This is a genomic window from Hyphomonas sp. UBA4494 (assembly GCF_002388935.1).
Lineage (GTDB): Bacteria > Pseudomonadota > Alphaproteobacteria > Caulobacterales > Hyphomonadaceae > Hyphomonas.
Map to the genome: position 1 here is coordinate 1 of NZ_DGNK01000003.1, position 22,625 is coordinate 22,625.

The following is a 22,625-nucleotide window of genomic DNA, read 5'->3' on the forward strand; positions in this document are numbered from 1 at the left end:
GGCGGGACAATGAATTCATGCCGGCCTTGCTGGCGCTTGGCGATGCGCTGGTCGAGCTGAACAATGGCGCGGTCTCGCCAGAGGCCACGCGCCTGTTCGCCAAGGCCTATGAACTCGATGAAACCCAGGTGCGCGCGGGTATGTGGGCGGCCATGGGTGCGTCGCAGGCAGGCGATCAGGAAAAGGCCGAACAGGCCATGCGCTATATCTATTCGCGCCTGCCGGAAGATGATCCGCGCCGCGAACGGTTCGCCCCGATGATCGAAGCGCTCAGCCAGCCGGAAACCGCGGTTCCTGAAGCGGAATAGCCCGGCTGCATCTGCCGCACTCCCTTTTCGGTGTAAGTCCCCTTATAAGTCTCGCCATGCGCGCACGGACACGACGACTCTATACTTTTGGCATTGCGGCGCTGCTGCTCCTGGCGGCGGCGGTGCTGGCTTTCTTTGCCTTGCGCGAGAATGCCAACCTGTTTTACACGCCGGAAATTCTGGCCGAGAAAGGCCAACCGGAAGACGGCAAGGTTGTGAAGGTTGGCGGATGGGTCGAACCGGGATCACTGGCCTATTCCGAAGATGGCGCGACCATGATTTTCACCGTCATCGACAACAGCCCCCACACGATTCGTGTCAGCTATACCGGCATCGCGCCAGACCTGTTCCGCGAAGGACAGGGCGTGGTGGCGACCGGCCAGTTCGGGCCAGAGGGCGCGTTCACTGCGCGACAGATTCTCGCCAAACATGATGAAAACTACCAGCCGCGGGAACTGAAGCCGCTGGACGTGGCCGGATGATAGAACTCGGCCATTTTGCGGCCTTTCTGGCGCTGGCAGCGGCGCTGGCCCAGGGCATGTTCGGCCTGACGGGCCAAAGGCGGATGGCGGGGCTCGCCGCTTATGCCGGTTTCGCCGTGATGATTCTGTCTTTTGTGACGCTGGTCGTGGCCTTTGCCCGGTCTGATTTCTCGGTCGCGCTGGTGGCCAACAATTCGCACACGTTGAAGCCGATGATCTACAAGATCGCAGGCGCCTGGGGGAATCATGAAGGTTCGATGGCGCTCTGGTGTCTTGTCACGCTTGGCTTTGGCGCGGCAGGCGCGCTGTGGATGCGCACCGGGCGCGACCTGTTCGAGGCGCGCGCGCTCGGCATTCAGGGCCTGCTGGCGGTCGGCGCGCTGGCCTATTTGTTGTTTGCATCGTCGCCCTTCCTGCGGCTGGATCCAGCGCCATTTCAGGGCGCAGGGCTGAACCCGCTCTTGCAGGATCCGGCGCTCAGCATTCATCCGCCCATGCTGTATCTTGGCTATGTCGGATATTCCTTCGTGTTTGCGCTGGCGGCGGCTGGCCTGATGGAAGCGCGGGTCGATTCGGTCTGGGCGAAGGAGGCGCGGCGCTGGTCGTTGGCTGCGTTCATTCCGCTTACGCTCGGCATCGCGCTCGGCTCCTACTGGGCCTATTACGAGCTTGGCTNNGCTGGTGGTTCTGGGACCCGGTGGAAAATGCTTCGCTGATGCCGTGGCTGATCGGGGCTGCGCTGTTGCATTCGGTTGTCGTGACAGAGAAGCGCGAGGGCTTCGGGGCCTGGTCGGCGCTGCTGGCGGTGCTGGCCTTCTTGTTCTCGATCATGGGCGCATTCCTCGTGCGCTCGGGCATCCTCACGTCTGTGCACGCCTTCGCCGTGGACCCGGAGCGGGGCATGCTCTTGCTGTTCGGCCTGCTGACCTATGGCGGCTTTGCGCTGGTGCTGTTTGCCATGCGGGCACCGAAACTGTCGGGCGGGAAGCCGTGGATGTTGCTCAGCCGCGAAGGCGCGCTGATGGCGAACAATATCGTTTTGATCGTGGCGGCGTTGACTGTGTTACTCGGTACGCTTTTTCCGCTGATGGCAGAGGCAGCCGGCCGGACGATTTCTGTTGGCGAGCCCTACTTCAATCTGACGTTCACGCCGATGCTGGCACTGCTGCTGCTCATATTGCCGGTAGTTCAGGCTTGGGCGTGGGGCAAGGCGGATTTGAAGAACTGGTCCAGATGGGCGATCGCTGGCGGCGCGCTGGCGCTGGTCTTCCTCGCCTTGGGGGTCGGCCTCTGGGACATTTCCATCGGCGCAGCACTTGGCCTCGCGCTTGGTGTTTGGCTCGTCATTGGTGCGGCGTGGGAATTGAAGCGCCGGGCGATCACGCCGGGGCGGATCTTCCGCCTGCCGCCGCGCGTCTGGGGTATGACGCTGGCCCATATGGGCCTCGGCCTGTTTGTGATCGGCGCGGTCGTCGAGACCACGGGACGGTATGAGACGACGGTGGCGCTGGCAGAAGGCGGATCCGGTACAGTGGCCGGCTGGACGCTGACCCTTGATCAGGTGCGCGCAATCGAAGGCCCGAACTGGTATGCCGACCGGGCGCAACTGACCGCGACGCGCGGCAGCGCCAAGGCGATCATGACGCCGATGAAGCGCTATTATCCGGCGGCACAAATGCCGACCACGGAAACTGCGATTCACAAGACGGGCACCGGCGATCTCTATGCAGCGCTGGGCGAGCAGCGCATGGTGGACGGCGCGCCCCGCTGGGTGTTCCGAGTCTACTATAATCCGATGATTGACCTGTTATATTTCGGCGTGATCCTGATGGCATTGGGCGGTGCCTTCAGCCTGTGGCCAAGGCGCAAAGCATGAAACAGCTCGTTGTGATCCTGATCAGTCTGGTGCTTGCCGGGTTCGCTGTGGCCGAAGATGTTGCGCTGGATAACCCGCAACAGGAGGCCCGCGCGCAATCCCTGATGCGCGAGCTGCGCTGTGTCGCCTGCGAGAATGAACCGATTTCCCAGTCCGCCGCGCCAATTGCCGAAGACATGCGCGCGCGGGTACGCGTGATGATCGAGGATGGCGCGAGTGACGAAGAGGTACGCGGCTGGTTCGAGGACCGGTATGGCGAGTTTGTCCTATTCCGTCCGAAGGCGGACGGTGTCGCGGGCTGGCTACTATGGGGCGGGCCATTCTTGCTATTGCTGTTTGGCGCGTTCATCGGCATCGCGATTGCGCGCTCGCGCAGGGCGCAGGTGGATCCCGTCGAGCCGGAAGACGCCTAGTAGAGTCCGGTTGGCAGGAAGAAACGTCCGCCAAGCCAGACAACCCATCCGCCCAGCGCGATGAACGGCCCGAATGGAATGGGCGTATCGGCATCGACCTTGCGGATTCCGAGCGCCGACAGTCCGATAACGCCCACCAGTGCGGAGGCCGACGCGACGAGCATAATGGGGGCAAGGCCCGCCCAACCGGTCCATACGCCGAGCGCGCCGAGCAGTTTGGCGTCACCCCGTCCGAGCCCGTCTTTGCCGCGCAAGTGGCGATAGCCGAGTTCCACCATCACCAGGATGCCATAGCCGACCAGTCCGCCGATCAGGTGCGCCCGCCAGGCTTCAGGCCGGGTCAGCCAGACCATCAGGATGCCGAGCAGGACTGTTGAGGCCGTCAGGGCATCGGGAAGGGTCAATGTGCGAATATCAATGACACTGAGCCCAAGCAGGAGGGCGCCGAGGCAGAGGGTCAATGCCAAAGTGCCAGGCGGCGCGAGGGAAATGCCGCTTGCCAGTAGAGCGTACCCGGCCAATCCGGTCAGAATGATTGTCAGCTTATTATGCAACTGCTCGTCCTTTTGCCCCGCCAGAGGGCATCTGGTTGAAGACCATTCGCTTGGCCAGAAATCAATGCTTGTCGAAGCCTGTCTGTGAGACTGTGGGAAAGGATGCCGACGCCGCTCCATAACATTCGTCAGCTGGGTGGGGACGCGCTTGACGATTGCAATGGCCCGGAGATGACGTCCTGGCAGGGACACATTGCCTCCGGAGGCGAATGCCGCAGAACCTTGAAAAGGGCCTGTGCGACGCCGGCAAGGGGTCGGGGCAGCTTGCGTGAAGAGTGGCAGGCAACCCAACACTCAGCCTGGCACGATGTGCCGGTTGAGAGGATGTCCTGATCTTCGCTCGAAGCCCCATAGCCTTGTTCCGCAAATAGAATGAGCGCAAAATACATGGCTTACAAGGGGCTTTTGACCTGACTTGCGTAAACTTCATTAAAAAACAGCTTTCTGTAGAGTTACCTTCAGATTCACACTGTTGGGGCAAGTCGACCGGAGGTTGTCGCGTCAAGCCAGGAGAAATCAGGGGCAATTTTCTTACCGGCGCGTGAAAATCGCCTTACTGTCTTTTAATGACCACAATGCTTGTGGCAGGCTTATGCTGGCCCACATGCCCAATACAGGCAAATTTTTCAGTGACTTGGAGACAGGAATGAAGACAATCGGCATATCGAGACAGGCCATGGTAGCTGCGCTGGTGGGCGTGGCGATGGTAGGCTCTTTCTCCCTCGCCCCACAGATCTTCAGCCCGGAGGCGGGTGCCCAGCCGATCCAGATTGAAGCGCCACGGGGCGCGCCGCTCAGTTTTGCCGATTTGATCGAACAAGTTGAGCCTGCCGTGGTCAGCGTCAACGTCACCACCGAGCGCGAAGTCGGCCGTATGGCTGACATGCAGGAATTCTTCGAACAATTTCGCGGCATGCCTGGCCTGGATGAGTTCATGGAACAGCGCCGTCAGGAAGAGGAAGAAGAACCGGAAACGCGCGAGGGTCGCTCGCTTGGGTCGGGCTTCTTCATCTCCAAGGATGGCTACATCGTTACGAACAATCACGTGGTTGAGGGCGCTACGGCCATTCAAGTCGTCCTGAAGGACGGGACGGAACTCGACGCCGAACTGGTCGGCACCGATGCGCAAACGGATCTGGCTGTGTTGCGTGTTACAGAGCCGGGCGAGTATCGCTTCGTCAGCTTTGGCGACTCCCACACTATGCGCAAGGGCGACTGGGTGGTCGCGCTTGGCAATCCGTTCGGACTTGGCGGCACTGCCACTGCGGGCATCTTGTCAGCCGATGGCCGCGAGATTGGCCCGGACAGCCCCTATACAGATTTCCTCCAGATCGATGCCTCCATCAACCGGGGCAATTCCGGTGGCCCCACCTTTGACCTCAATGGCAATGTGATTGGTGTGAACACGGCGATCTTTTCGCCGACGGGCGGTTCTGTCGGGATCGGCTTTGCGATTCCGGCAGAGCTCGCCAGTGAAGTGACCAAGTCCCTGATCAAGGACGGCAAGGTCTCACGCGGCTGGCTGGGTGTTGCCATCCAGGACCTGACAGATGATATGGCCGAGGCCCAAGGCATCAAGGATGCCGAAGGTGCAATCATTGCCGATGTCACCAATGGCAGCCCGGCAGAAAAAGGCGGCCTCGCACGTGGCGACATCATCCTGTCCGTCAATGGCGACAAGGTCACCGATGCCACATCGACGACGCGGCTGGTTGGTAAACTGATCGCCAATACGCAGAATAAGTTCGAGATTATTCGCGGCGGCAAGAAGCAGACCCTAAATGTCACCGTCGGCGAGCGTCCGAGCAATCCGAATGCGATCGTCGAACCGGCGCTTTCTTCGTCAGCCACGACGGCGCCGGATACCGGCAAGGAAGTGAAGGAAGTTGGCGCGACGTTCGAGAAGATGGACGACGAATTGCGCACCCGTCTTGGCTTGCGCGAAGGCGAGAACGGCCTGCTCGTGTCGAGCATCACCAAGGACGGCGTCATGGAAGAGGCTGGTATTCAGGAAGGCATGGTCATCCTGGAAGTGAACAACAAGCCAGCCACATCCGTCGAAGCCTTTCGCAAAGCAATTACCGACGCCATGAACGCCAAGCGCACGAAAATTCTGATCGCAGTCCGTATTGGCCAGATCACGAATTATCGCACCATTGACCTGTCGGACGCCGAATAGGAGATTCCGATGCTTGATACGGTTCAGGAAGACACCATGCATGTTCTCGTAATTGAAGATGACATCGAAATGGCCAGCTTCATCGAGAAGGTTCTGGTCGAGGCGGGCCACCGCGTCGACATGGCAACCGATGGTGATAGCGGCCTGGCCATGGCGCGGGCGTCTGAATTCGACGCGCTTGTCGTAGACCGGATGCTGCCGGAAAAAGATGGCCTGACCTTGGTCAAGGAATACCGGGAAGCGGGCGGCAAGACGCCGACCCTCTTCCTGTCAGCTCTGGGCGATGTCCAAAATCGGGTGCAGGGGCTGAAGGTTGGCGCGGATGACTATCTCGCCAAGCCATTTGCTCCGGCCGAACTTGCTGCACGGGTCGAGGCACTCGGCCGTCGCCTGCCGGTGGAGCAACAGGTGACGGTCCTGAAAGCCGGTGATCTTGAAATGAATCTGCTGACCCGCAAAGTGACGCGGGCCGGGCAGAAGATCGACCTCCAGCCGCGCGAGTTCCGCCTGCTGGAATATCTTATGCGCCATGCCGGACAGGTCGTGACGCGTACCATGTTGCTGGAGAAGGTGTGGGATTATAATTTCGACCCCCAGACCAATGTGATCGACGTCCACATCTCGCGCCTGCGCGCGAAGATCGACAAGGAATTCGAAGAGCCACTTCTGCATACGGTGCGCGGGGCAGGCTATCGCCTGCAGGGCTAGACGCCCGGGCAGGCGACTGGCACCTAGCACCACATGAGACTCGCACTGCCGACCTTCCTGAAGACGACGACGTTCAAACTGGCGCTGATCTACAGCGCCATGTTTGCGGCGTTTTCGGCTGCGTTGCTGGTCTATCTCTATTATTCGACGGTCTACTATATCCGCACGGAGAGCGAGCGGCGGATGGATCTCGAATTCGAGCAGCTTGGAAACGCCTATTTCACAGGCGGAATGGAGCGTCTCAGCCAGTCCGTTCTGGAGCGGATGACGCGCACCGGCTCTACCTATTTCTACTATCTTGAAGACTCTTCGGGCCGAAAGATTGCGGGCCATTTCGGGCGGATGCCGACGGCACCGCCAGCAGCAGACGTGCAGACCGTTTATTTCGAGTTCCGCCAGCAGGAGCCGGACGGAACCGAGATCCTGCGGCAGGCAGCAGGTCGTATCGTGCGCCTGCGTGACAATGGTGGTGCTTTGCTGGTGGCATTTGATACCGAACAGCAGACGGCGATTGTGGGGCGCATACAGCGCGCAATCTTCATTGCCGCTCCCATCGGGTTGGTCTTCTCATTGCTGGGGGGAATCCTGATTTCGCGCGGAGCCGCGCGACGGGCAGATGAACTCGCGCGGACGGCCGAGGCCGTGATGGGCGGGGAATTGGGCAGGCGCGCACCCGTGCGCGGATCTGGCGACGAGTTCGACCGGCTGGCGTCCCGGCTGAATGCCATGCTCGACCAGATCGAGAAGTTGGTGGATTCCACGCGCCATACAGGGAACGCAATTGCGCATGACCTGCGCTCGCCGCTCTCGCGCCTTCGCAATCGACTGGAGATCGCCCTGTCCGAACCGATGTCACGCGAAAGCGCCGAGGCTACTCTGGAAGTGACGGTCGAGGAGGTGGACCGGGTGCTCGGCACATTCAACGCAATCCTCCGCCTTGCGCGGTTGGAAGCGGGCGCGGAAGGCGAGCGTGTACGGATGGACGTGTCGGAACTCGGCGAAGAACTGGCCGAACTCTTCGACCCGGCCTGCGAGGAAGCGGGACTTTCCTTCAAGAGCCAGATTTCTCGCAACCTTACCATTCTTGCGGATCGTGACCTTGTGGGTCAGGCCTTGTCGAACTTGCTCGACAATGCCGTGAAGTACACGCCCGAAGGCGGTGCCATCACATTCTCCATTACGCGCGGGCCGAATGGCACTGTCGATATGACTGTGGTGGATTCCGGGCCCGGTGTGCCGGAAGGCTCGCGCGAACTGGTCGTACAGCGCTTCCAGCGTATGGATTCGGCGCGTACCCAGCCTGGATCCGGCCTTGGTCTCGCGCTCGTCGATTCCGTGGCAGACATGCATGGCGGCAGTTTGATCCTGAGTGATGCGGGCGGCGATCCGAACATGCCGGGTCTGAAGGCCACGCTGCGCCTGCCGAGAGTGTGATGCCCGTATGCTGAAGATCCTGCCAATCGCAGATACCGCCGAAGCCGCGCTGGAGCGGGCTCTGCCAGCGGCGCCCTATTTGCGGCGCCTGCATGAGACGGGCGTGCGCGGGCATTGGCGCGATGCCTTGCAGGCCGTCAGGGATATTCCAGCCGATTTGCCCGAAGCCGATGTCATGGCAACCATGCGCAAGGCCAAGGCGCAACTGCATTTATCGCTCGCAGCAGAAGACCTGTCCGGCGTGTTGCCGGTGATGGGTGTGACGCGCGCGCTCAGCGAGTTTGCCGAAGAGTGCCTTGAAGCAGCATTGCGTGCGTCTCTTGCCAAACGGGAGCTCGGCGACGCGGGCATTTTCGCGGTCGCCCTTGGCAAGATGGGCGCGTATGAGCTGAACTATTCAAGCGATATCGATATCTGCGTGTTCTATGAGCCGGGTGTGTTCATGGAAGGTGACTTTTCCGCCGGGGAGACCGCACAGCGTATCGCACGGGACCTCGTCCGCATGATGCAGGAAGCGACGGGTGACGGTTATGTGTTCCGAACCGACCTTCGATTGCGGCCCGATCCGTCGTCGACGCCCCTGGCGGTCTCAACGAAGATGGCGGACCTTTACTATGAGAGTGTGGGTCAGAACTGGGAACGGATGGTCTGGATCAAGGCGCGTCCGACCGCCGGAGACCATGCGAGTGCGGACCGTTTCCTGAAAATCCTGCAACCTTTTGTCTGGCGCCGTAATCTCGACTATTGGGCGATTGGCGACATCCAGGCCATCAAGCGGATGATCAACAGCAAAGTAGGGCGCGCCGATTTCGAGACCGTCTCGCCGGACGTGAAGCTGGGGCCGGGCGGCATTCGCGAGATCGAATTCTTTGCCCAGACGCAACAATTGATCCTTGGTGGGCGACAGTCGGAACTGCGCGATAATTCCACGCTCGGGGCACTCGCCGCGCTAACGGGTGCAGGTGTGGTCGAACGCAACACGGCCGAGGAATTGGAGACGGCCTATCTCGCCTTGCGCAATCTGGAGCACAGGGTCCAGATGCGCCGCGACGAGCAGACCCATACCGTCCCGGCGGGCGAAGATGACCGCAAGGACGTGGCCATGCTTTGCGGCTATGACGATCTTGCCTCATTCGACCGGGACTTGCAGGCCACACGTCGCTGCGTTCAGGCGCACTATGACGGTTTGTTTGCTCATGAAGACCGGGCACTGGACGCCAGTCCTCTGGGCAATCTTGTCTTCACGGGAGTTGATGATGATCCGGGGACGATTGAAACGCTTGCTTCGCTGGGCTTCAGTAACCCAAGCGCGGCCATTGAGTCGATCCGTTCCTGGCATCGGGGGCGCGTGCCAGCAACGCGCACGGCCCGGGGCCGGGAATTGCTGACAGCCTTGCTGCCAAGCATGCTGGAAGCGATGGGCAAGACGGGTGAGCCTGATGAGGCGTTTCGCTGGTTCTCGCGTTTCTTCGAAGGGATGTCCTCTGGCGTGCAGACGCTGTCCATGTTGTTGGCGGAGCAGACCCTGCTGGATGATCTTGTATCCACGCTCGCGCTCGCACCGCGCCTTGCGCAGATTCTGTCACGCCGCCCAGACCTGTTGGAAGCCTTGGTCAGTCGTCAGGAACCGCCACGTCCGGTGATTGACGACACGGTCAGTTTCGATGGCGCGCTGGATGCGTGGCGGCGCTACCACCGGGAACAGAATTTCCTGATCGGGCACCGCTTGTTGCATGGCCTGATCAATGCGCGCGATGCCGGGGCGCACTGGTCAGACCTTGCCGATGAGACCATTCAGGAAATGGCCAGCGCCGCTGAGTGTGAAACCGAGGACCGCTATGGTCCGCGGCCGGGCAGTTGGGCCATCTTTGCCATGGGTAAGCTGGGCGGGCGGGAACTGACGGCCGGGTCCGATCTCGACATTATCGTGATCTACGACGCAGACCCGATGGTGGCGCAGACCTGGTACACGCGATTTACGCAGCGCCTGATCACGGCCTTGACGGCTCCCACAGCTGAGGGGGATCTCTACGAAGTCGACATGCGATTGCGGCCTTCCGGCGGCGCCGGACCCGTTGCGGTCAGCGTGCCGGCTTTCGAGCGCTACCAAAATCATGATGCCTGGACCTGGGAGCATATGGCGCTGACGCGCCTGCGACCGGTCACGGGCGACGAGGCGCTCTGCTATCGCATCATGAAGATCGCCTGCGAAGCTATCGTCGCGCGTGCGGACAAGACGGATGGTACGATCTCACAGGACGTGGCGGACATGCGCCAGAGGCTCTATCGCGAGAAGCCGGGGACAGGCCTTTGGGACCTGAAGACGGCCGAAGGCGGTCTGGTGGATGCCGAGTTTGTCGTTCAGCGCGACATGCTGTTGCGTGGCGAACCGGATGCGATCCGTTCCAATACGCGCGAGGCGATTTCCTGCTCGTCCCTTCCGGAGGCGGAAAGGACGTTACTTGAAGAGGGAGTCACCTTTCTTCAGTCGCTCCAGCAGGTTCACAGATTGGCGCTCGGCAGCGAAATGGCTGGCGGGCACATACCGGAAGGCTTGAAGGACAGGCTCTGTCGATCGGTGGATATGGAGACATTCGACGCGCTTGAGGCAGAAATTTCCTCAGTGAAATCAAAGATTCACATGCTGGCGGTGAAAAAACTTCAGCTTTGAGCGACGGAAACTCCGGGCCGACCCGTTCAATACGCGATGGGTGAGTAAAACAAACGGAGTTTTCTCAATGAAACGTACTACGATTGCAACCGCTTCGATCGCCGCCATTGCGGCCCTGGCCCTGCCAATGATCGCCATTGCCCAACCGGGCGACGGTCATCGCGGCAAGGGACATCATGGCCAACGCGGCAATATGGAAGCCATGATTGCTGAAATCGACACTAATGGCGATGGAGACCTCTCCAAGGCAGAAATCGATGCGCACCGCGCTGCGAGATTTGCAGAGGTTGACGCCAATGGCGATGGCGCCGTGACGCAAGCCGAACTGGATGCGCATCACGAAGCCAAGCGCGCTGAGCGCATGGCGGAACGCAAAGCCAAGATGTTCGCGAAGTTGGACACTGACGGTAACGGCACGATCAGCGCCGAGGAGTTTGCCAGCAAGGAACGTCCCGGCTTTGACAAGGTCGATGCCGATGGCGATGGCATTGTGACGAAGGAAGAAATGGACGCCATGAAGTCGAAGATGAAAGATCGTCGCGGCGGTAAGCACAAGCGCGGCGACGGCCCGCAGCCTGAATAAGGACGACCTCCCGATGGGCCGGAAGCCAGAGATGTATCAACGTGATTTACCGCGATATGACGATGTTCTTCCGGCCCGTTTTCGGTTAAGTCCTCTGCCTTGGCTTTCAGTTCAGACCTCGACCGGATCACACGAGCAGCAGCGGGCGACCCCGCTGCTGTCTCCAGCCTTGTCGACCGCTACAGCAGCGGCGTCCTTGCCTTGGCAACGCGCATGCTCGGCGACCCTTCAGAGGCTGAAGACGTGACACAGGAAACCTTCCTCCGCGCCTGGAAGGCGCTGCCGGGATGGGAACCGCGTGCGAAATTCTCAACCTGGCTGCACCGGGTTGCCCTGAATCTCTGTTACGATCGGCTGCGCAAGCGCCGTGAAGTGACCATGGAACACCTGCCGGAGCGCACTGATCCGGCCATGACCCCGGCAGAATTGCTGGATCAGTCCCAGCGGGTCCGTGCGGTGGAAGATGCAATCTCCCACTTGCCGGAACGCCAGGCCGCAGCATTGACGCTATGCGCCCTGCAGGGACATTCTCAAGCCGAAGCCGCAGACATCATGGATGTCAGCGTGGAGGCACTGGAAAGTTTGCTGGCACGTGCACGACGCACGCTTCGCGCCAGCCTGTTGGAGAGGGCCGCATCATGAGCGGACAATTGATTTCAGACGACCGGATCCTGGCCCTGATCGAGACCTATGGGGCCGATCCCCACATGTTTCCCGAGGAAGAGCGGGCGGCTGCCCGTGCGCGCATGACGGCGCATCCAGAACATTTTTCTGGTGCAATTGCCGCTGCCCGCGAGATTGATGCCCTTTTGGGTGAGGTCCCGGATGTCGTGACCTCTGAGAGTTTGCGCGACGCCTTGATTGCGTCTGCGCCAAAGGCGGCCCCTGCACGCAAATCCAGCTGGAAGTTGCCGGTCTGGATTCCCGCAGGCGCGTTGGCATCGCTGACGGTCGGTGTGTTCGCCGGTATGAGCGTAGCCCAACCGATCACGACGCAAGACGAGCAGGCCGAAGCGGCAGTTTATGCTGCGCTTGGATTTGATACGTACACACTGGTACTGGAAGATGAGGCGACGCAATGAATGAGACCCCGGCCCGAGCGCCGCGCCGAATTTCTTTCTGGATGACGATTTCCCTGTTGTTCAACCTGCTCCTGTTGGGGCTGGTTGTTGGCATGCTGGTGCGCCAGATACCTGATCGTGGCCATCGTGAAGAGCGGCCCCGGTTGGCCCAAGACATAGATACTGAAACACGCCGGGCTATGTTTGGCCTGATGCGGGAATCCTATCGCGAATCCCGAACAGAACGCGATGCGCGCAATGCGGTGCGTGCGCAATTGGCAGACGCGCTGAAAGCGGATCCTTTCGATGCAGAGGCCGTCCGCGCGGCATTTGCCGATCTGCGCGCGGCGGAGGGGTCGGTTCATGCGGCCACGCATAAGGCGATGATTGCCCGGCTCGAAGCGCTTCCCCCAGAGCAGCGCCGTGCCATGGCCGACATATTGGCCCGTGGACCGGAACGGGACCGGCGCAATCGCCGGAATTCACGCCCGCCCAAAGACTAGGGGTTTTCTTCTGACCGCGGGCGCTCCAGACTGCCTTGAAACAGGAGGGCAGGATGAAGGAATATGCGGCGTTTGATGCGATGGGGTTGGCCGAACTGGTCCGCGCCGGTGAAGTCTCTTCAAAAGAATTGCTGGACGAGGCAGTGTCGCGGGCCCATGCCGCGCAGTCTGAACTGAATTGCTTTTCCAGCCTTTATCCCGACCTTGCCGAAGCCCAGCTGGCAGATTTGCCAGCTGACGGGCCGTTTGCCGGCGTGCCTTTCATCACCAAGGATCTCGCCGTGATGATCGATGGCGCGCCTCTGACCAATGGGTCAGTCAGCTGGAAGGGGCATGTCTCGTCGCAGGATTCGGTGCTGACGGAACGCTATCGCAAGGCGGGGCTCGTCATGTTCGGCCAGACGACCAGTCCCGAATTCGGCCTGACCACAACCACCGAGTCCACGCTCTATGGCCAGACGCGCAATCCGTGGGACATGACGCGCACATCGGGTGGCTCGTCGGGCGGGGCGTCGGCGGCTGTTGCGGCAGGCGTCGTGCCATTGGCGCAAGCGAGTGATGGTGGGGGCTCAATCCGCATTCCAGCCGCCTGCACCGGTCTGTTTGGCATGAAGCCGTCGCGCGGGCGCACGCCGATGGGACCTCTTCAGACTGAAGGCTGGAACGGTATGTCTACGGTTCACGCCGTCAGCCGCACGGTGCGTGACAATGCGGCCTTGCTGGACGCCTCACATGGCCGCGAGACCGGCAGCCGCTATGTGGCACCAGCTCCGGAGGGCTCCTTCCTGGAGGCCGTGTCGCGAGACCCTGTGCCGCTGAAGATCGCGCTTTGGCGTACCGCGCCGAATGGCACCGAATTGAGCCCCGAAGCGGCCGAGGGTCTGAAGGCAACGGGGCATCTGCTGGAAAGCCTCGGCCACACTGTGGTTGAAGCCGCGCCTGTATTGAATGGGGAGGAGCTCGGCAAGGCGGCGCTGTTCACCATCTCCGCGAATGTCGCCGCCGCAATTGATGCGCGCTCGGTGATGCTCGGCCGTGACGTGCGCGAGGACGAGCTGGAGCCGATTACGTTTGCGATGGCCAATCTGGGTCGGACCGTACCCATGCTGGAGCTGGCGCGCGCGAATAATTTGTTCAATTCGGCGGCCATCACTTTTGAGCGCTTCCTGGATGATCAGAAGTTCGACCTGATCCTGACGCCGACCCTGTTCCGCCCGCCAGAGAAATTGGGTGTGCTCTCACTGACGGCCTCGCCGGAGCAAATGAATGCAGCCGTATCGACTTTTGCGCCGCTCTGTCCATTGTTCAACCAGATCGGCGCACCGGCCATGTCGGTGCCGCTGCACTGGACGGACCCGACCGAAACTGCGCCGCAGGGGCTGCCGCTTGGCATGATGTTTGGCGGGCGCTGTGGCAGCGAAGAATTGCTGTACTCCCTCGCCGGACAGTTGGAGCGCGCCGACCCTTGGGTCGACCGTTTCCCACCTGTATGGGTTGGGTAGAGCGGTCAGATGAGCGAGTTCACGACACATCAGGGCGGATGCCATTGCGGCGCAGTGCGGTTTGAGGTGGACCTGCCGGCGGCCTTCGAGGTCGAGGATTGCAATTGCTCCATCTGCGCGATGAGTGGCAATATTCACGTCATCGTCCCGGCCAGCCGGTTCCGTCTTCTTCAGGGGGCAGACGTCCTCACTGAATACACATTCAACACGGGCGGCGCCAAGCACCGTTTCTGTAGGACCTGCGGGATCAAGAGCTTCTATGTGCCCCGCTCAAATCAGGATGGATTTGCCGTGACATGGCGGTGTATCGATAACTGGCAGGCGCTGGACGTGACGGTGAATGCGTTCGATGGTCAGAATTGGGAGGCCAATGCCGCAGCATTGGCCTACAAGTCCAAGGATTAGCTAGCGGTGACGGCGGTGCCGGAGACGGCGACCATCATCATGGAGCCATTCTGGCCGATGACCGTGTAGTCGAATTTCGCGCCGACAATCGCATTCGCGCCAAGCTTGCGGGCTTCTTCGATCATCTCGTCCATGGCGCCATCGCGGGTTTCCCGCAGCGTACTCTCATAGGCATTAGACCGGCCGCCAACGAGATTGGTGAAGCTGGCAAGGATGTCCTTGCCAAGATGCGCGCCAATGACGACTTCCCCGCAGACAATGCCGCGATATTCGGTGATCTCATGGCCCTGCAGGGTCGGGGTGGTCGAGACGATCATGTCTTGCTCCAGTATTATTGTTTATCAATAATAATTGGGGTGGGTCCACCGGGCTTTCAAGAGGTCTTTTCGAAAACCAGCTTGGTCCACTCGATGCCGCGCGCCATGTTTTCAGCCTGGATCGAGCCGGTGCGCTCGTGGAACAGATTTGCCAGGCCGAGCGGGGCGGCGAGGGCGATTGTCTCCTCACCGGAAATGTCGAACATGCATCGGCCTTCCGGGATCGGTCCGTGGCGTTGGCTCATGAACAGGCGCCCGCCGGGAGTCAGCAGGTTGGCAACATGCGCCATGCCGGTGTCGCGTTCTTCTTCGGTCAGATGCATCCAGACAGCATGCATCAGGATCATGTCAAAAGTCTCTCCGCGTGCGCGGGTGGCGGTCAGGTCGGGCAAGGCGTCATCCAGCCAAATGATGCCGGACTCAGGATGAAGCTTGGCTGCGCCGGTGCGCAGGGCGTCGACAGGCTCGACCGCGAGCACGGAATGGCCCGTGCGTGCGAACCAGGCCGCATCCCGTCCCGTGCCTGCGCCAATGTCCAAAATGCGGGCAGGCGGCTTGGGCAGGAACTCCGCCCACGGCGCATGCACCGCCGCCGGGTCGCGTAGTTCGTAGCGGACGAACAGGTCGGGCGCCTCCTCGGCATAGCCTGCTGTGGAAGGGTGGGATGCCATATCAGGTTGATCTCCCATTCAGGAAAATCATTTTGATTGGCCTAGCCCACAATCCGATGATCGAAGGGCGGGGTGCCACGGCAAACTTCTGCGCCAACAGTCCACCCCATAAGAATGGGAGCGACAACCATGCCAGACTGTCATTCAATGGACGTAAAAGTGCGAACAGGCCAGCATTGGCAACAGCCAGAAAAATCAGGACGCATGTGAAGGAAGCGAGTTCCGCCAGAATTTCCTCAGCGGCTGTTGGCTTCCGGTCCAATTCCTATTCCGCCGCTGTCTTGGAGCCGTCGTCTCCGTCCAGCACTTCCAGCATGCGGATGGCACTGTCGGCGATGACGGTGCCCGGCGGGAAGATGGCCGTGGCGCCAGCGGCGTAGAGCGCGTCGAAATCCTGCGGCGGGATCACACCGCCGACAATGATCTGTGTGTGCGCCGCACCTTCATTGCCGAGGGCGCGTTTCAGTTCCGGCACCAGCGTGAGGTGGCCGGCTGCCAGCGAGGAGGCGCCGACGATCTGCACGTCGTGCTCGGCGGCCAGCTTGGCGATCTCCTCGGGNNCCGGCACCAGCGTGAGGTGGCCCGCCGCAAGCGATGAGGCGGCGACGATGTCTACCCCGGCCTTGCGGGCGTCAGCGGCGGCTTCTTCCGGCGTCTGGAACAGCGGTCCGATCTCGACATCCCAGCCCAGATCCATCAGTGCGGACGCGACGACCTTCTGGNNCCGTCCTGTCCCATCTTGGCGATGTAGATTTTCGGGCGACGGCCATTCTTCTTTTCAAAGTCGGAGGCGAGCGTTGCAGCGGCCTGGGCCTTGTCGTCGCCCTTCACGCCGCCGCCATAGACGCCCTTGATGGTGCGGATCACGGCCTGATGGCGGCCCTGGCTGCGCTCGACCGCTTCGGAGATCTCGCCCACAGTCGCCTTGGCGCGGGCGGCATCGACGGCGAGCGCGAGCAAATTGCCCTCGGTGCCTGCAGCGGCCTTGGCGATCGCGTCCAGCTTGGCGGTAACCTCGGCCTCGTCGCGTTCGGATTTCAGGCGGGCCAGCTTGTCCAGCTGCATGCGGCGCACGGCGGCATTGTCCACCTTCAGCACGGGGACGTCTTCTTCCTCGTCCAGCAGGAATTTGTTCACGCCGACCACGGTNNTGCCGCTGTCGATGCGCGCCTGCGTATTGGCCGCGGCCTCTTCGATGCGCAGTTTCGGCAGGCCTTCCTCGATGGCCTTGGCCATGCCGCCCATCTTTTCGACTTCAGCGATATGGGCGAGCGCCTTTTCGGCAAGGTCATGCGTCAGGCGTTCGACATAGTAGGAGCCGCCCCACATATCGATCGTCTGGCACGCGCCGCCTTCCTGTTGCAGGAAGAGCTGGGTGTTGCGGCTGATCCGGGCGGAGAAGTCGGTTGGCAGGGCGAGGGCCTCGTCGAAGCTGTTCGTGTGCAGCGACTGGGTCTGGCCGCCTGTGGCTGCAATGGCCTCAAGGCAGGTGCGGATGACATTGTTGTAGACGTCCTGCGCGGTCAGGGACCAGCCGGAAGTCTGCGAATGCGTCCGCAAGCTGAGGGATTTCGGGTTCTTCGGATTGAACTCTTCCTTCACGAGCTTTGCCCAGAGCAGGCGCGCGGCCCGCATCTTGGCGACTTCCATGAAGGTGTTCATGCCGATGGCCCAGAAGAAGGAGAGGCGCGGCGCAAAAGCATCGACATCGAGGCCAGCGGCAACCCCGGCGCGGATATATTCGATGCCATCGGCGAGCGTGTAGGCCAGCTCCAAATCTGCCGAGGCGCCCGCTTCCTGCATGTGATAGCCGGAAATCGAGATGGAATTGTATTTCGGCATGTTCTGCGAAGTGTAGGCGAAGATGTCCGAAATGATCCGCATCGAAGGCTTGGGCGGATATATGTAGGTGTTCCGTACCATGAACTCTTTGAGGATATCGTTCTGAATCGTCCCGGCGAGCTTGTCTGGCGTCACGCCCTGTTCTTCGGCGGCGGCAATGTAAAGCGCGAGGATCGGCAGCACGGCGCCATTCATCGTCATGGACACCGACATCTTGTCCAGCGGAATGCCGGAGAAGAGGGTGCGCATGTCATAGATGGAGTCGATGGCAACGCCCGCCATGCCGACATCGCCGGAGACGCGGACATGATCGGAATCATAGCCGCGATGCGTCGCCAGGTCGAACGCGACCGAGAGGCCCTTTTGCCCAGCGGCAAGGTTGCGGCGGTAAAAGGCGTTGGAGTCTTCTGCGGTGGAGAATCCCGCATACTGACGAACCGTCCAGGGCTGGTTCGTGTACATGGTCGGGTAAGGCCCGCGACCAAACGGGGCGAGGCCCGGATAATCGTCAAGGAAGTCGAGGCCCTTGCGATCATCGGCAGTGTAGGCGGTCTTTACTTCGACGCCTTCCGGGGTCTCCCAGGCTTCGCCAAGCTTTGGCGCAGCGGCTTTCGCATGAGGCGTGCCAAGGTCGAGTTTCGTGAAGTCAGGAAATTGGGTCATCTTTCGTGATCCCTTCTGTTCAAGATATTCTTGATAAGCTTGATTTCCAGTTCTGCATTTTTCGCCGAAACTGGCAGTTTTCTGAATTTGATTGTATGCCAAGCGCCCAGGACGAAGAATGGTGCAAACACGGAACCCAGGATGATGTTTTCCGTGACAGGCGCCAGTTCGATGCCGAACGCGTCATAGTGTGTGATCATGACGGCGGGGGTAGCGAGCACGAGGAACGCAATTGCCCAACGCCGGTCTATCCGGTCGCGCGATTGTATTGCCACGCCGGATGTCTCCAAAAACTCGACGCGCCGACGGAGTTCGGAGTCCGACGGCAGCCGTCCTGATTCTCCCCGCAGTCGGTCCTCAACCTCAGCCATCCGCTTTCGCTCGGGTGCGCTGAGATCGGGAAAGTCCATGTACGTGAGTATGCTCACTACTAAAGCCCCAGTTCTGCGTGGGCGAGTTTCAGCGTGTGCAGTACATCGCAGCCCATGAAGATGTTGGAATCGATGCTGTCGCCTCCGAACTTGCCAGCGAGCCAGACATGCAGCGCGCCTGCGGCTTTCAGCGCCTTGGCGGTCTCTACGGCTTCCTCCTCATAGCGCGCATCCGCGCCGCAGATGCAGGCGATCTTGCTGCCGGAGGCCTTGAACGCAGCGGCGGCTTCGGATGGGGATTGTGGCGGCACCGGGGGCTGCGTCGCCTCAAGGCCGCCAGCGGCGAAGAGGTTGCGCGCGAAATCCGCGCGCGCATTGTGCTCGGCAATCGGGCCGAGCGTGGCAAGGAAGATGGTCGGCCGCTTGGGCGCAGCGCTCGCTGCATCGCGCAGGGCTTCATACTCTTCGGCAAGACGGATGCGCGGCAGGGCGTCTGCGGTGGCGTCGGCCTCGTCGGCGGGCAGGTCCACTTTCACGAAATGGGCGAAGCCTTTAGCGGAAACGCCATCCTTTGGCGTGACCGTTGGCATGTCGGCTATGGGCGCGGTGATCTCGTCGAGCAGCGGGAACTCGCTGACGCCCGTGATCGGCACCTTGCGTTTCGCAATGTCCTTGGCGCGTGCCTCGCGCACATCTGCGATACGTTTCTGAAACGCGCCGGAAACCAGCGTCTCGGCATAGCCGCCTTCGGCTTCTATTGTCTGGAACTCTTTCCACGCCGCTTCGGCGAGGTCGTCTGCAAAGCTTTCTGTGAACCAGGCGCCGCCGGTCGGGTCGGCGACGCGGCCAAGCTGGCTTTCTTCCATGGCGATGATCTGGGTGTTGCGCGCGATGCGCCGGCCCAGCTCTTCCGGAATGCCGAGCGCCTCGTTGAAGGGGCGGATGGTCAGGATGTCTGCGCCGCCGACGGCTCCTGCAAAGGCTGCCGCCGTATCGCGCAGCATGTTGGTCCACGCATCATAGCGCGTCAGCATGCGACCCGATGAAACGGCCTGAAGACGCATCGGAACGGCTTGCTGATCCATTGCATCCAGAATGCGTGCCCAGAGACGCCTTGCCGCGCGCAGCTTCGCAACACCGAGGCCATAATTGCCATCAAGGGCCAGCGCGAAACTCATGCGCGGAATGAGCGCGGAAATGTCCGTGCGGTTTTCGAGCCGGCGCAGCGTGTCCACGGCGCTGGCGATCAGCGCGGCGAGTTCCTGCGCGTCCGAGCCGCCGGCCTCATGCGCCATGCGCGCATCGATGCGGATCAGGCTCGCTTCGGGATAGGCTTCACCAAGACCGGTGGCCGCCGCCGACAGGCGCGCAAAGGCCGGGTTGAGCCCGCCCTTGAGCACGCCGGTGCGCGCAAGGCAGCCGAGCGGATCCATGTTGAAATCGAATTTCAGGCTTGCAGGAGAGTCCTGCTCCTGTCCCCACAGGCCGAGTAGCGTTGCCGCCGTGACACCCGAGCCACCACCATGATCCAGCGCGATGGTGGCGATGTCGGCGCGCAGGCCTTTCAGTGCGGTGCGCAGATCGTCCAAGGTCGTGATCTGGATGCCGTGTGCGCCCGTGCAGTCGAGTTTGAGTTCGACGGACATGACGCCGCGCTCAAGATCGCGCAGCAGTTCTTCATGGGTTGCTGCGGGCGAGGGATGGGCAAAGGCTTGTCGGATATCCCAGGGCATGAACCGGTCCGGTGCGGCCGTAGCCCCGCGTAGATAGGGTGCCTTGCCCGGCGTGCCGCGCGGGTCGGTCGCGGAATCAAAGTCGCTTTCCCGGTAGAGCGGGTGAATTGCCAGGCCATCCACGGTCTTGCGTGTGATGGACTCAATACCGCGGCCCTTAAGGACCTTGTCGACACTTGCGAGCCATTCGGCTTCGGTTGCGTCGGGAAACCCGCTGCTCAGGGGAAGGAGATCGTCTGCCATGACGGGGATTTAGTCTGAACTGGGGGGGCTTGTGAACTGGTGACTGAAGGTCAGGGACGTTTGGTCGCTTGACTCGGATGACACAAAGCATGAGAATGAGAACAATTCGCAAATGAGGAGTGAGTCATGTCCGCCGAACTCTTGAGGTTTCCTGCCACTGCCCAGACAGAAATGCCTGAGGGGAAGCGCCACGAAGCGTTGAGAGACTGGATGGAAACGCACACACGTATTCTCGGCTTCTGGATGGATCGTCTCATCGAGGACGGCGATTCAGAAGACATCGTATCCATGCTTCATCGCCAGCAGAGCTGGCTGGCCATGATGCAGGGCCGGCTGGTCCGGGGTTGAGGGATCCCTGGCCAGCCGGAAATTCTTTCCGCGCCAACAAAAAGCCGGTGCAGGGCAACCCGCACCGGCTTTTCATTGAGGAGGTTGGACGCGGTTACTCGCCGGGCATTGGGTCGACAGGTTCAAACGTGCCGTCCTCATTCAGGGTCAGCTCTGCGATCTTCACATTGCGGAGATGGCTTTTCCCCGACAGCTGAACGTCATGATAGGCAAGATAGTATTTGCCATTGTGCTCGAAGATCGAGTGATGATTGGTCCAGCCTTCCACGGGTTGGTTGATCACGCCCTGATAGGTGAACGGACCGTACGGGTTGTCGCCCGTCGCGTATACGATCAGGTGGGTATCGCCCGTTGAATAGGACAAGTAGTAGGTGTCGCCGATCTTGTTCATCCAGGCGGCTTCGAAGAATCGGCGGTCATGATCCTTGGCTTTGATCGGATCGCCATGCTCGTCGAGGATCATCACGTCCTTCGGCGCTTCGGCGAAGGAAACCATGTCCTCGCCCATTTTGGCGATCTTCGGCATTAGCGCGACATCGTCAGGCTGGCCGGCTTCATCGTCACTGGTCAGAGGGTCATCATTGACGAGGTCCGTGTTGAGGTTCGGGTCGGCATTGTACTCGCCGGTCGCCCAGCGTTGCAGCTGCCCGCCCCAGATGCCGCCGAAATACATGTAGTATTCGCCGTGCGTGTCCTCATAGACGGTCGGATCCATGGAGTAGGAGCCTTCGATAGGCTCGGGCTCTGCGGTGAATGGCCCGGTAGGACTGTCGGAGACAGCTGCGCCAATATGGAAGACGCCATCGGCATCCTTGGCCGGGAAATAGAGATAGTATTTGCCATCCTTGTGGGCTGCGTCCGGGGCCCACATCTGCTGGGCGGCCCAGGCCACATCGTCGACATCCAGCGCGACGTCATGAATGGTCACTTCGCCGCCGACTTCGTCCATGGAAAGGACGATATAGTCGCGCATGGCATACTGACTGCCAAGATCGTCTTCGGGGATGCCCGCGTCATAATCATGGCTCGGATACACATAGATGCGGCCATCATCCCAGACATGGACGCTCGGGTCTGCGGTGAAGATCTCGCTGACCAACGGCTCGTTCAGATACTTTGACTCCGTTGGTTCGGCCTCTACGGTTTCGACCGGCGGCGCAGCGACTTCTGACTCGGCGCTCGTCGTAGGCGCATCGCCAGAGCAGGCGGCCAGAGCCGCGGCAACCATGATAGCGCTACCATTCAAAAGGCTGTTTTTTCGCATTCCGTTTTCTCCCTCGGAAGTTTTGTTTTGAAACTGTCTTGGATGTTGGCCAGTCTGGCCCGAACCACAGTTTTGGGCAAGAGGTGTCCGCAACGTCACGCCTTGCCCAACATAGATCAAACGCTAGTTTCCGTTTACGTAAACTGCGTCCCTTTCCGTTTGAGGTAATTTCTCATGGCACTACCCCCCATTCTCCAGAATTTGCGCATCCCGGTTATCGGATCGCCGCTTTTCATCATCTCCAATCCTGAGCTTGTGATCGCCCAGTGCAAGGCCGGCGTCGTCGGCAGCTTTCCGGCCCTGAACGCGCGGCCCGGCCCGGTGCTGGACGAGTGGCTGGACCGGATCACCACGGAATTGGCTGAATGGGACGAGAAGAACCCGGACCGCAAGGCCGCACCCTTCGCCGTCAACCAGATCGTCCACAAGACGAACAACCGTCTCGACCATGATGTGGAGATGTGCGTGAAGCACAAGGTGCCGATCGTGATCAC

General features: G+C 60.9%; 21 protein-coding genes and 2 pseudogenes. 16 read left to right on the forward strand and 7 right to left on the reverse strand.

Translation table 11 applies throughout. The annotated features are described in order from the left end of the window. From B2P82_RS00620 to B2P82_RS00640, 4 genes and pseudogenes are all read left to right on the forward strand, one after another. Nucleotides 1-308 (forward strand): tetratricopeptide repeat protein (locus B2P82_RS00620; RefSeq protein WP_290494359.1); only part of this gene is annotated, 308 nt, incomplete at its 5' end. A gap of 56 nt (nt 309-364) precedes the next feature. Next, nucleotides 365-790 (forward strand): cytochrome c maturation protein CcmE, encoded by a 426-nt coding sequence (locus tag B2P82_RS00625; protein WP_034811208.1) that lies wholly within the window; start codon nt 365-367, stop codon nt 788-790. After that, nucleotides 787-2,666: pseudogene (locus tag B2P82_RS17020) on the forward strand (heme lyase CcmF/NrfE family subunit). The gene B2P82_RS00625 and the pseudogene B2P82_RS17020 overlap by 4 nt, the downstream one beginning before the upstream one ends. Then, nucleotides 2,663-3,079, forward strand: coding sequence for a cytochrome c-type biogenesis protein (locus B2P82_RS00640; RefSeq protein WP_290494370.1), 417 nt, complete (start codon nt 2,663-2,665; stop codon nt 3,077-3,079). The pseudogene B2P82_RS17020 and the gene B2P82_RS00640 overlap by 4 nt, the downstream one beginning before the upstream one ends. Here the strand turns inward: B2P82_RS00640 and B2P82_RS00645 are convergent. After that, nucleotides 3,076-3,633, reverse strand: coding sequence for a prepilin peptidase (locus tag B2P82_RS00645; protein ID WP_290494372.1), 558 nt, complete (start codon nt 3,631-3,633; stop codon nt 3,076-3,078). The genes B2P82_RS00640 and B2P82_RS00645 overlap by 4 nt on opposite strands. Nucleotides 3,634-4,279: 646 nt before the next feature. On the opposite strand from B2P82_RS00645, the gene B2P82_RS00650 reads away from it, so the two are divergent. The 10 genes from B2P82_RS00650 to B2P82_RS00695 all read left to right on the forward strand — a co-directional run bounded on the left by B2P82_RS00650 (nt 4,280) and on the right by B2P82_RS00695 (nt 14,679). After that, nucleotides 4,280-5,812: a Do family serine endopeptidase gene (locus B2P82_RS00650; RefSeq protein WP_290494375.1), complete on the forward strand. Its 1,533-nt coding sequence runs from the start codon at nt 4,280-4,282 to the stop codon at nt 5,810-5,812. A 36-nt stretch (nt 5,813-5,848) separates the two neighbouring features. Continuing rightward, a complete protein-coding gene (locus B2P82_RS00655) occupies nt 5,849-6,520 on the forward strand; it encodes a response regulator transcription factor (protein WP_034811982.1) in 672 nt (223 codons plus the stop codon). Nucleotides 6,521-6,553: 33 nt separating this feature from the next. Beyond that, complete coding sequence (locus B2P82_RS00660; protein ID WP_290494377.1) at nt 6,554-7,954, forward strand: sensor histidine kinase; 1,401 nt, start codon at nt 6,554-6,556, stop codon at nt 7,952-7,954. A 7-nt stretch (nt 7,955-7,961) separates the two neighbouring features. Further along, complete coding sequence (locus B2P82_RS00665; RefSeq protein WP_290494379.1) at nt 7,962-10,625, forward strand: bifunctional [glutamine synthetase] adenylyltransferase/[glutamine synthetase]-adenylyl-L-tyrosine phosphorylase; 2,664 nt, start codon at nt 7,962-7,964, stop codon at nt 10,623-10,625. 67 nt (nt 10,626-10,692) lie between these two features. Beyond that, nucleotides 10,693-11,208, forward strand: a complete 516-nt coding sequence (locus tag B2P82_RS00670; RefSeq protein WP_034811216.1) for an EF-hand domain-containing protein — start codon at nt 10,693-10,695, stop codon at nt 11,206-11,208. A gap of 99 nt (nt 11,209-11,307) precedes the next feature. Continuing rightward, a complete protein-coding gene (locus B2P82_RS00675; RefSeq protein ID WP_034811218.1) occupies nt 11,308-11,850 on the forward strand; it encodes an RNA polymerase sigma factor in 543 nt (180 codons plus the stop codon). Further along, nucleotides 11,847-12,290 (forward strand): hypothetical protein, encoded by a 444-nt coding sequence (locus B2P82_RS00680; RefSeq protein ID WP_290494381.1) that lies wholly within the window; start codon nt 11,847-11,849, stop codon nt 12,288-12,290. The genes B2P82_RS00675 and B2P82_RS00680 overlap by 4 nt, the downstream gene beginning before the upstream one ends. Beyond that, complete coding sequence (locus tag B2P82_RS00685) at nt 12,287-12,772, forward strand: periplasmic heavy metal sensor (protein ID WP_290494383.1); 486 nt, start codon at nt 12,287-12,289, stop codon at nt 12,770-12,772. The genes B2P82_RS00680 and B2P82_RS00685 overlap by 4 nt, the downstream gene beginning before the upstream one ends. A gap of 53 nt (nt 12,773-12,825) precedes the next feature. Beyond that, complete coding sequence (locus tag B2P82_RS00690; RefSeq protein WP_290494385.1) at nt 12,826-14,274, forward strand: amidase; 1,449 nt, start codon at nt 12,826-12,828, stop codon at nt 14,272-14,274. A 9-nt stretch (nt 14,275-14,283) separates the two neighbouring features. Beyond that, the gene (locus tag B2P82_RS00695; protein WP_290479688.1) at nt 14,284-14,679 is read left to right on the forward strand and encodes a GFA family protein; all 396 of its coding nucleotides are present in this window, start codon (nt 14,284-14,286) and stop codon (nt 14,677-14,679) included. Here B2P82_RS00695 and B2P82_RS00700 read toward each other — a convergent pair. The 5 genes and pseudogenes from B2P82_RS00700 to B2P82_RS00725 all read right to left on the reverse strand — a co-directional run bounded on the left by B2P82_RS00700 (nt 14,676) and on the right by B2P82_RS00725 (nt 20,519). After that, the gene (locus B2P82_RS00700) at nt 14,676-14,996 is read right to left on the reverse strand and encodes a YbjQ family protein (RefSeq protein ID WP_290494387.1); all 321 of its coding nucleotides are present in this window, start codon (nt 14,994-14,996) and stop codon (nt 14,676-14,678) included. The two genes, B2P82_RS00695 and B2P82_RS00700, sit on opposite strands and share 4 nt — an antisense overlap. A 56-nt stretch (nt 14,997-15,052) precedes the next feature. Beyond that, nucleotides 15,053-15,667, reverse strand: a complete 615-nt coding sequence (locus tag B2P82_RS00705; protein ID WP_034811229.1) for a class I SAM-dependent methyltransferase — start codon at nt 15,665-15,667, stop codon at nt 15,053-15,055. Between the two features lie 265 nt (nt 15,668-15,932). Next, nucleotides 15,933-18,172 (reverse strand): annotated as a pseudogene (scpA, locus tag B2P82_RS00715) (methylmalonyl-CoA mutase). Next, nucleotides 18,169-18,600, reverse strand: coding sequence for a hypothetical protein (locus B2P82_RS00720; protein WP_290494394.1), 432 nt, complete (start codon nt 18,598-18,600; stop codon nt 18,169-18,171). The pseudogene scpA and the gene B2P82_RS00720 overlap by 4 nt, the downstream one beginning before the upstream one ends. 2 nt (nt 18,601-18,602) lie before the next feature. After that, nucleotides 18,603-20,519, reverse strand: a complete 1,917-nt coding sequence (locus tag B2P82_RS00725) for a methylmalonyl-CoA mutase family protein (protein ID WP_290494396.1) — start codon at nt 20,517-20,519, stop codon at nt 18,603-18,605. 126 nt (nt 20,520-20,645) lie between these two features. Between B2P82_RS00725 and B2P82_RS00730 the strand changes: the two genes are divergently transcribed. Beyond that, nucleotides 20,646-20,867 carry a hypothetical protein gene (locus B2P82_RS00730; RefSeq protein WP_290494398.1) on the forward strand — a complete coding sequence of 74 codons (222 nt, stop codon included), beginning with the start codon at nt 20,646-20,648 and terminating at the stop codon, nt 20,865-20,867. A 94-nt stretch (nt 20,868-20,961) separates the two neighbouring features. Here the strand turns inward: B2P82_RS00730 and B2P82_RS00735 are convergent, their stop codons facing one another. After that, nucleotides 20,962-22,131 (reverse strand): glycoside hydrolase family 43 protein, encoded by a 1,170-nt coding sequence (locus B2P82_RS00735; protein WP_290494400.1) that lies wholly within the window; start codon nt 22,129-22,131, stop codon nt 20,962-20,964. A 174-nt stretch (nt 22,132-22,305) separates the two neighbouring features. Here B2P82_RS00735 and B2P82_RS00740 point away from each other — a divergent pair. Next, on the forward strand, nt 22,306-22,625 hold a 320-nt coding region (locus B2P82_RS00740), incomplete at its 3' end, for an NAD(P)H-dependent flavin oxidoreductase (RefSeq protein ID WP_414651999.1).

Bases quoted from the DNA above. Each gene is read 5' to 3' on its own strand.
- B2P82_RS00700 (WP_290494387.1), bottom strand. From the start codon at position 14,996: ATGATCGTCTCGACCACCCCGACCCTGCAGGGCCATGAGATCACCGAA.
- B2P82_RS00685 (WP_290494383.1), top strand. From the start codon at position 12,287: ATGAATGAGACCCCGGCCCGAGCGCCGCGCCGAATTTCTTTCTGGATG.
- B2P82_RS00655 (WP_034811982.1), top strand. From the start codon at position 5,849: ATGCATGTTCTCGTAATTGAAGATGACATCGAAATGGCCAGCTTCATC.
- B2P82_RS00650 (WP_290494375.1), top strand. From the start codon at position 4,280: ATGAAGACAATCGGCATATCGAGACAGGCCATGGTAGCTGCGCTGGTG.
- B2P82_RS00735 (WP_290494400.1), bottom strand. From the start codon at position 22,131: ATGCGAAAAAACAGCCTTTTGAATGGTAGCGCTATCATGGTTGCCGCG.
- B2P82_RS00695 (WP_290479688.1), top strand. From the start codon at position 14,284: ATGAGCGAGTTCACGACACATCAGGGCGGATGCCATTGCGGCGCAGTG.
- B2P82_RS00640 (WP_290494370.1), top strand. From the start codon at position 2,663: ATGAAACAGCTCGTTGTGATCCTGATCAGTCTGGTGCTTGCCGGGTTC.
- B2P82_RS00670 (WP_034811216.1), top strand. From the start codon at position 10,693: ATGAAACGTACTACGATTGCAACCGCTTCGATCGCCGCCATTGCGGCC.
- B2P82_RS00725 (WP_290494396.1), bottom strand. From the start codon at position 20,519: ATGGCAGACGATCTCCTTCCCCTGAGCAGCGGGTTTCCCGACGCAACC.
- B2P82_RS00680 (WP_290494381.1), top strand. From the start codon at position 11,847: ATGAGCGGACAATTGATTTCAGACGACCGGATCCTGGCCCTGATCGAG.
- B2P82_RS00690 (WP_290494385.1), top strand. From the start codon at position 12,826: ATGAAGGAATATGCGGCGTTTGATGCGATGGGGTTGGCCGAACTGGTC.
- B2P82_RS00730 (WP_290494398.1), top strand. From the start codon at position 20,646: ATGTCCGCCGAACTCTTGAGGTTTCCTGCCACTGCCCAGACAGAAATG.
- B2P82_RS00625 (WP_034811208.1), top strand. From the start codon at position 365: ATGCGCGCACGGACACGACGACTCTATACTTTTGGCATTGCGGCGCTG.
- B2P82_RS00660 (WP_290494377.1), top strand. From the start codon at position 6,554: ATGAGACTCGCACTGCCGACCTTCCTGAAGACGACGACGTTCAAACTG.
- B2P82_RS00665 (WP_290494379.1), top strand. From the start codon at position 7,962: ATGCTGAAGATCCTGCCAATCGCAGATACCGCCGAAGCCGCGCTGGAG.
- B2P82_RS00705 (WP_034811229.1), bottom strand. From the start codon at position 15,667: ATGGCATCCCACCCTTCCACAGCAGGCTATGCCGAGGAGGCGCCCGAC.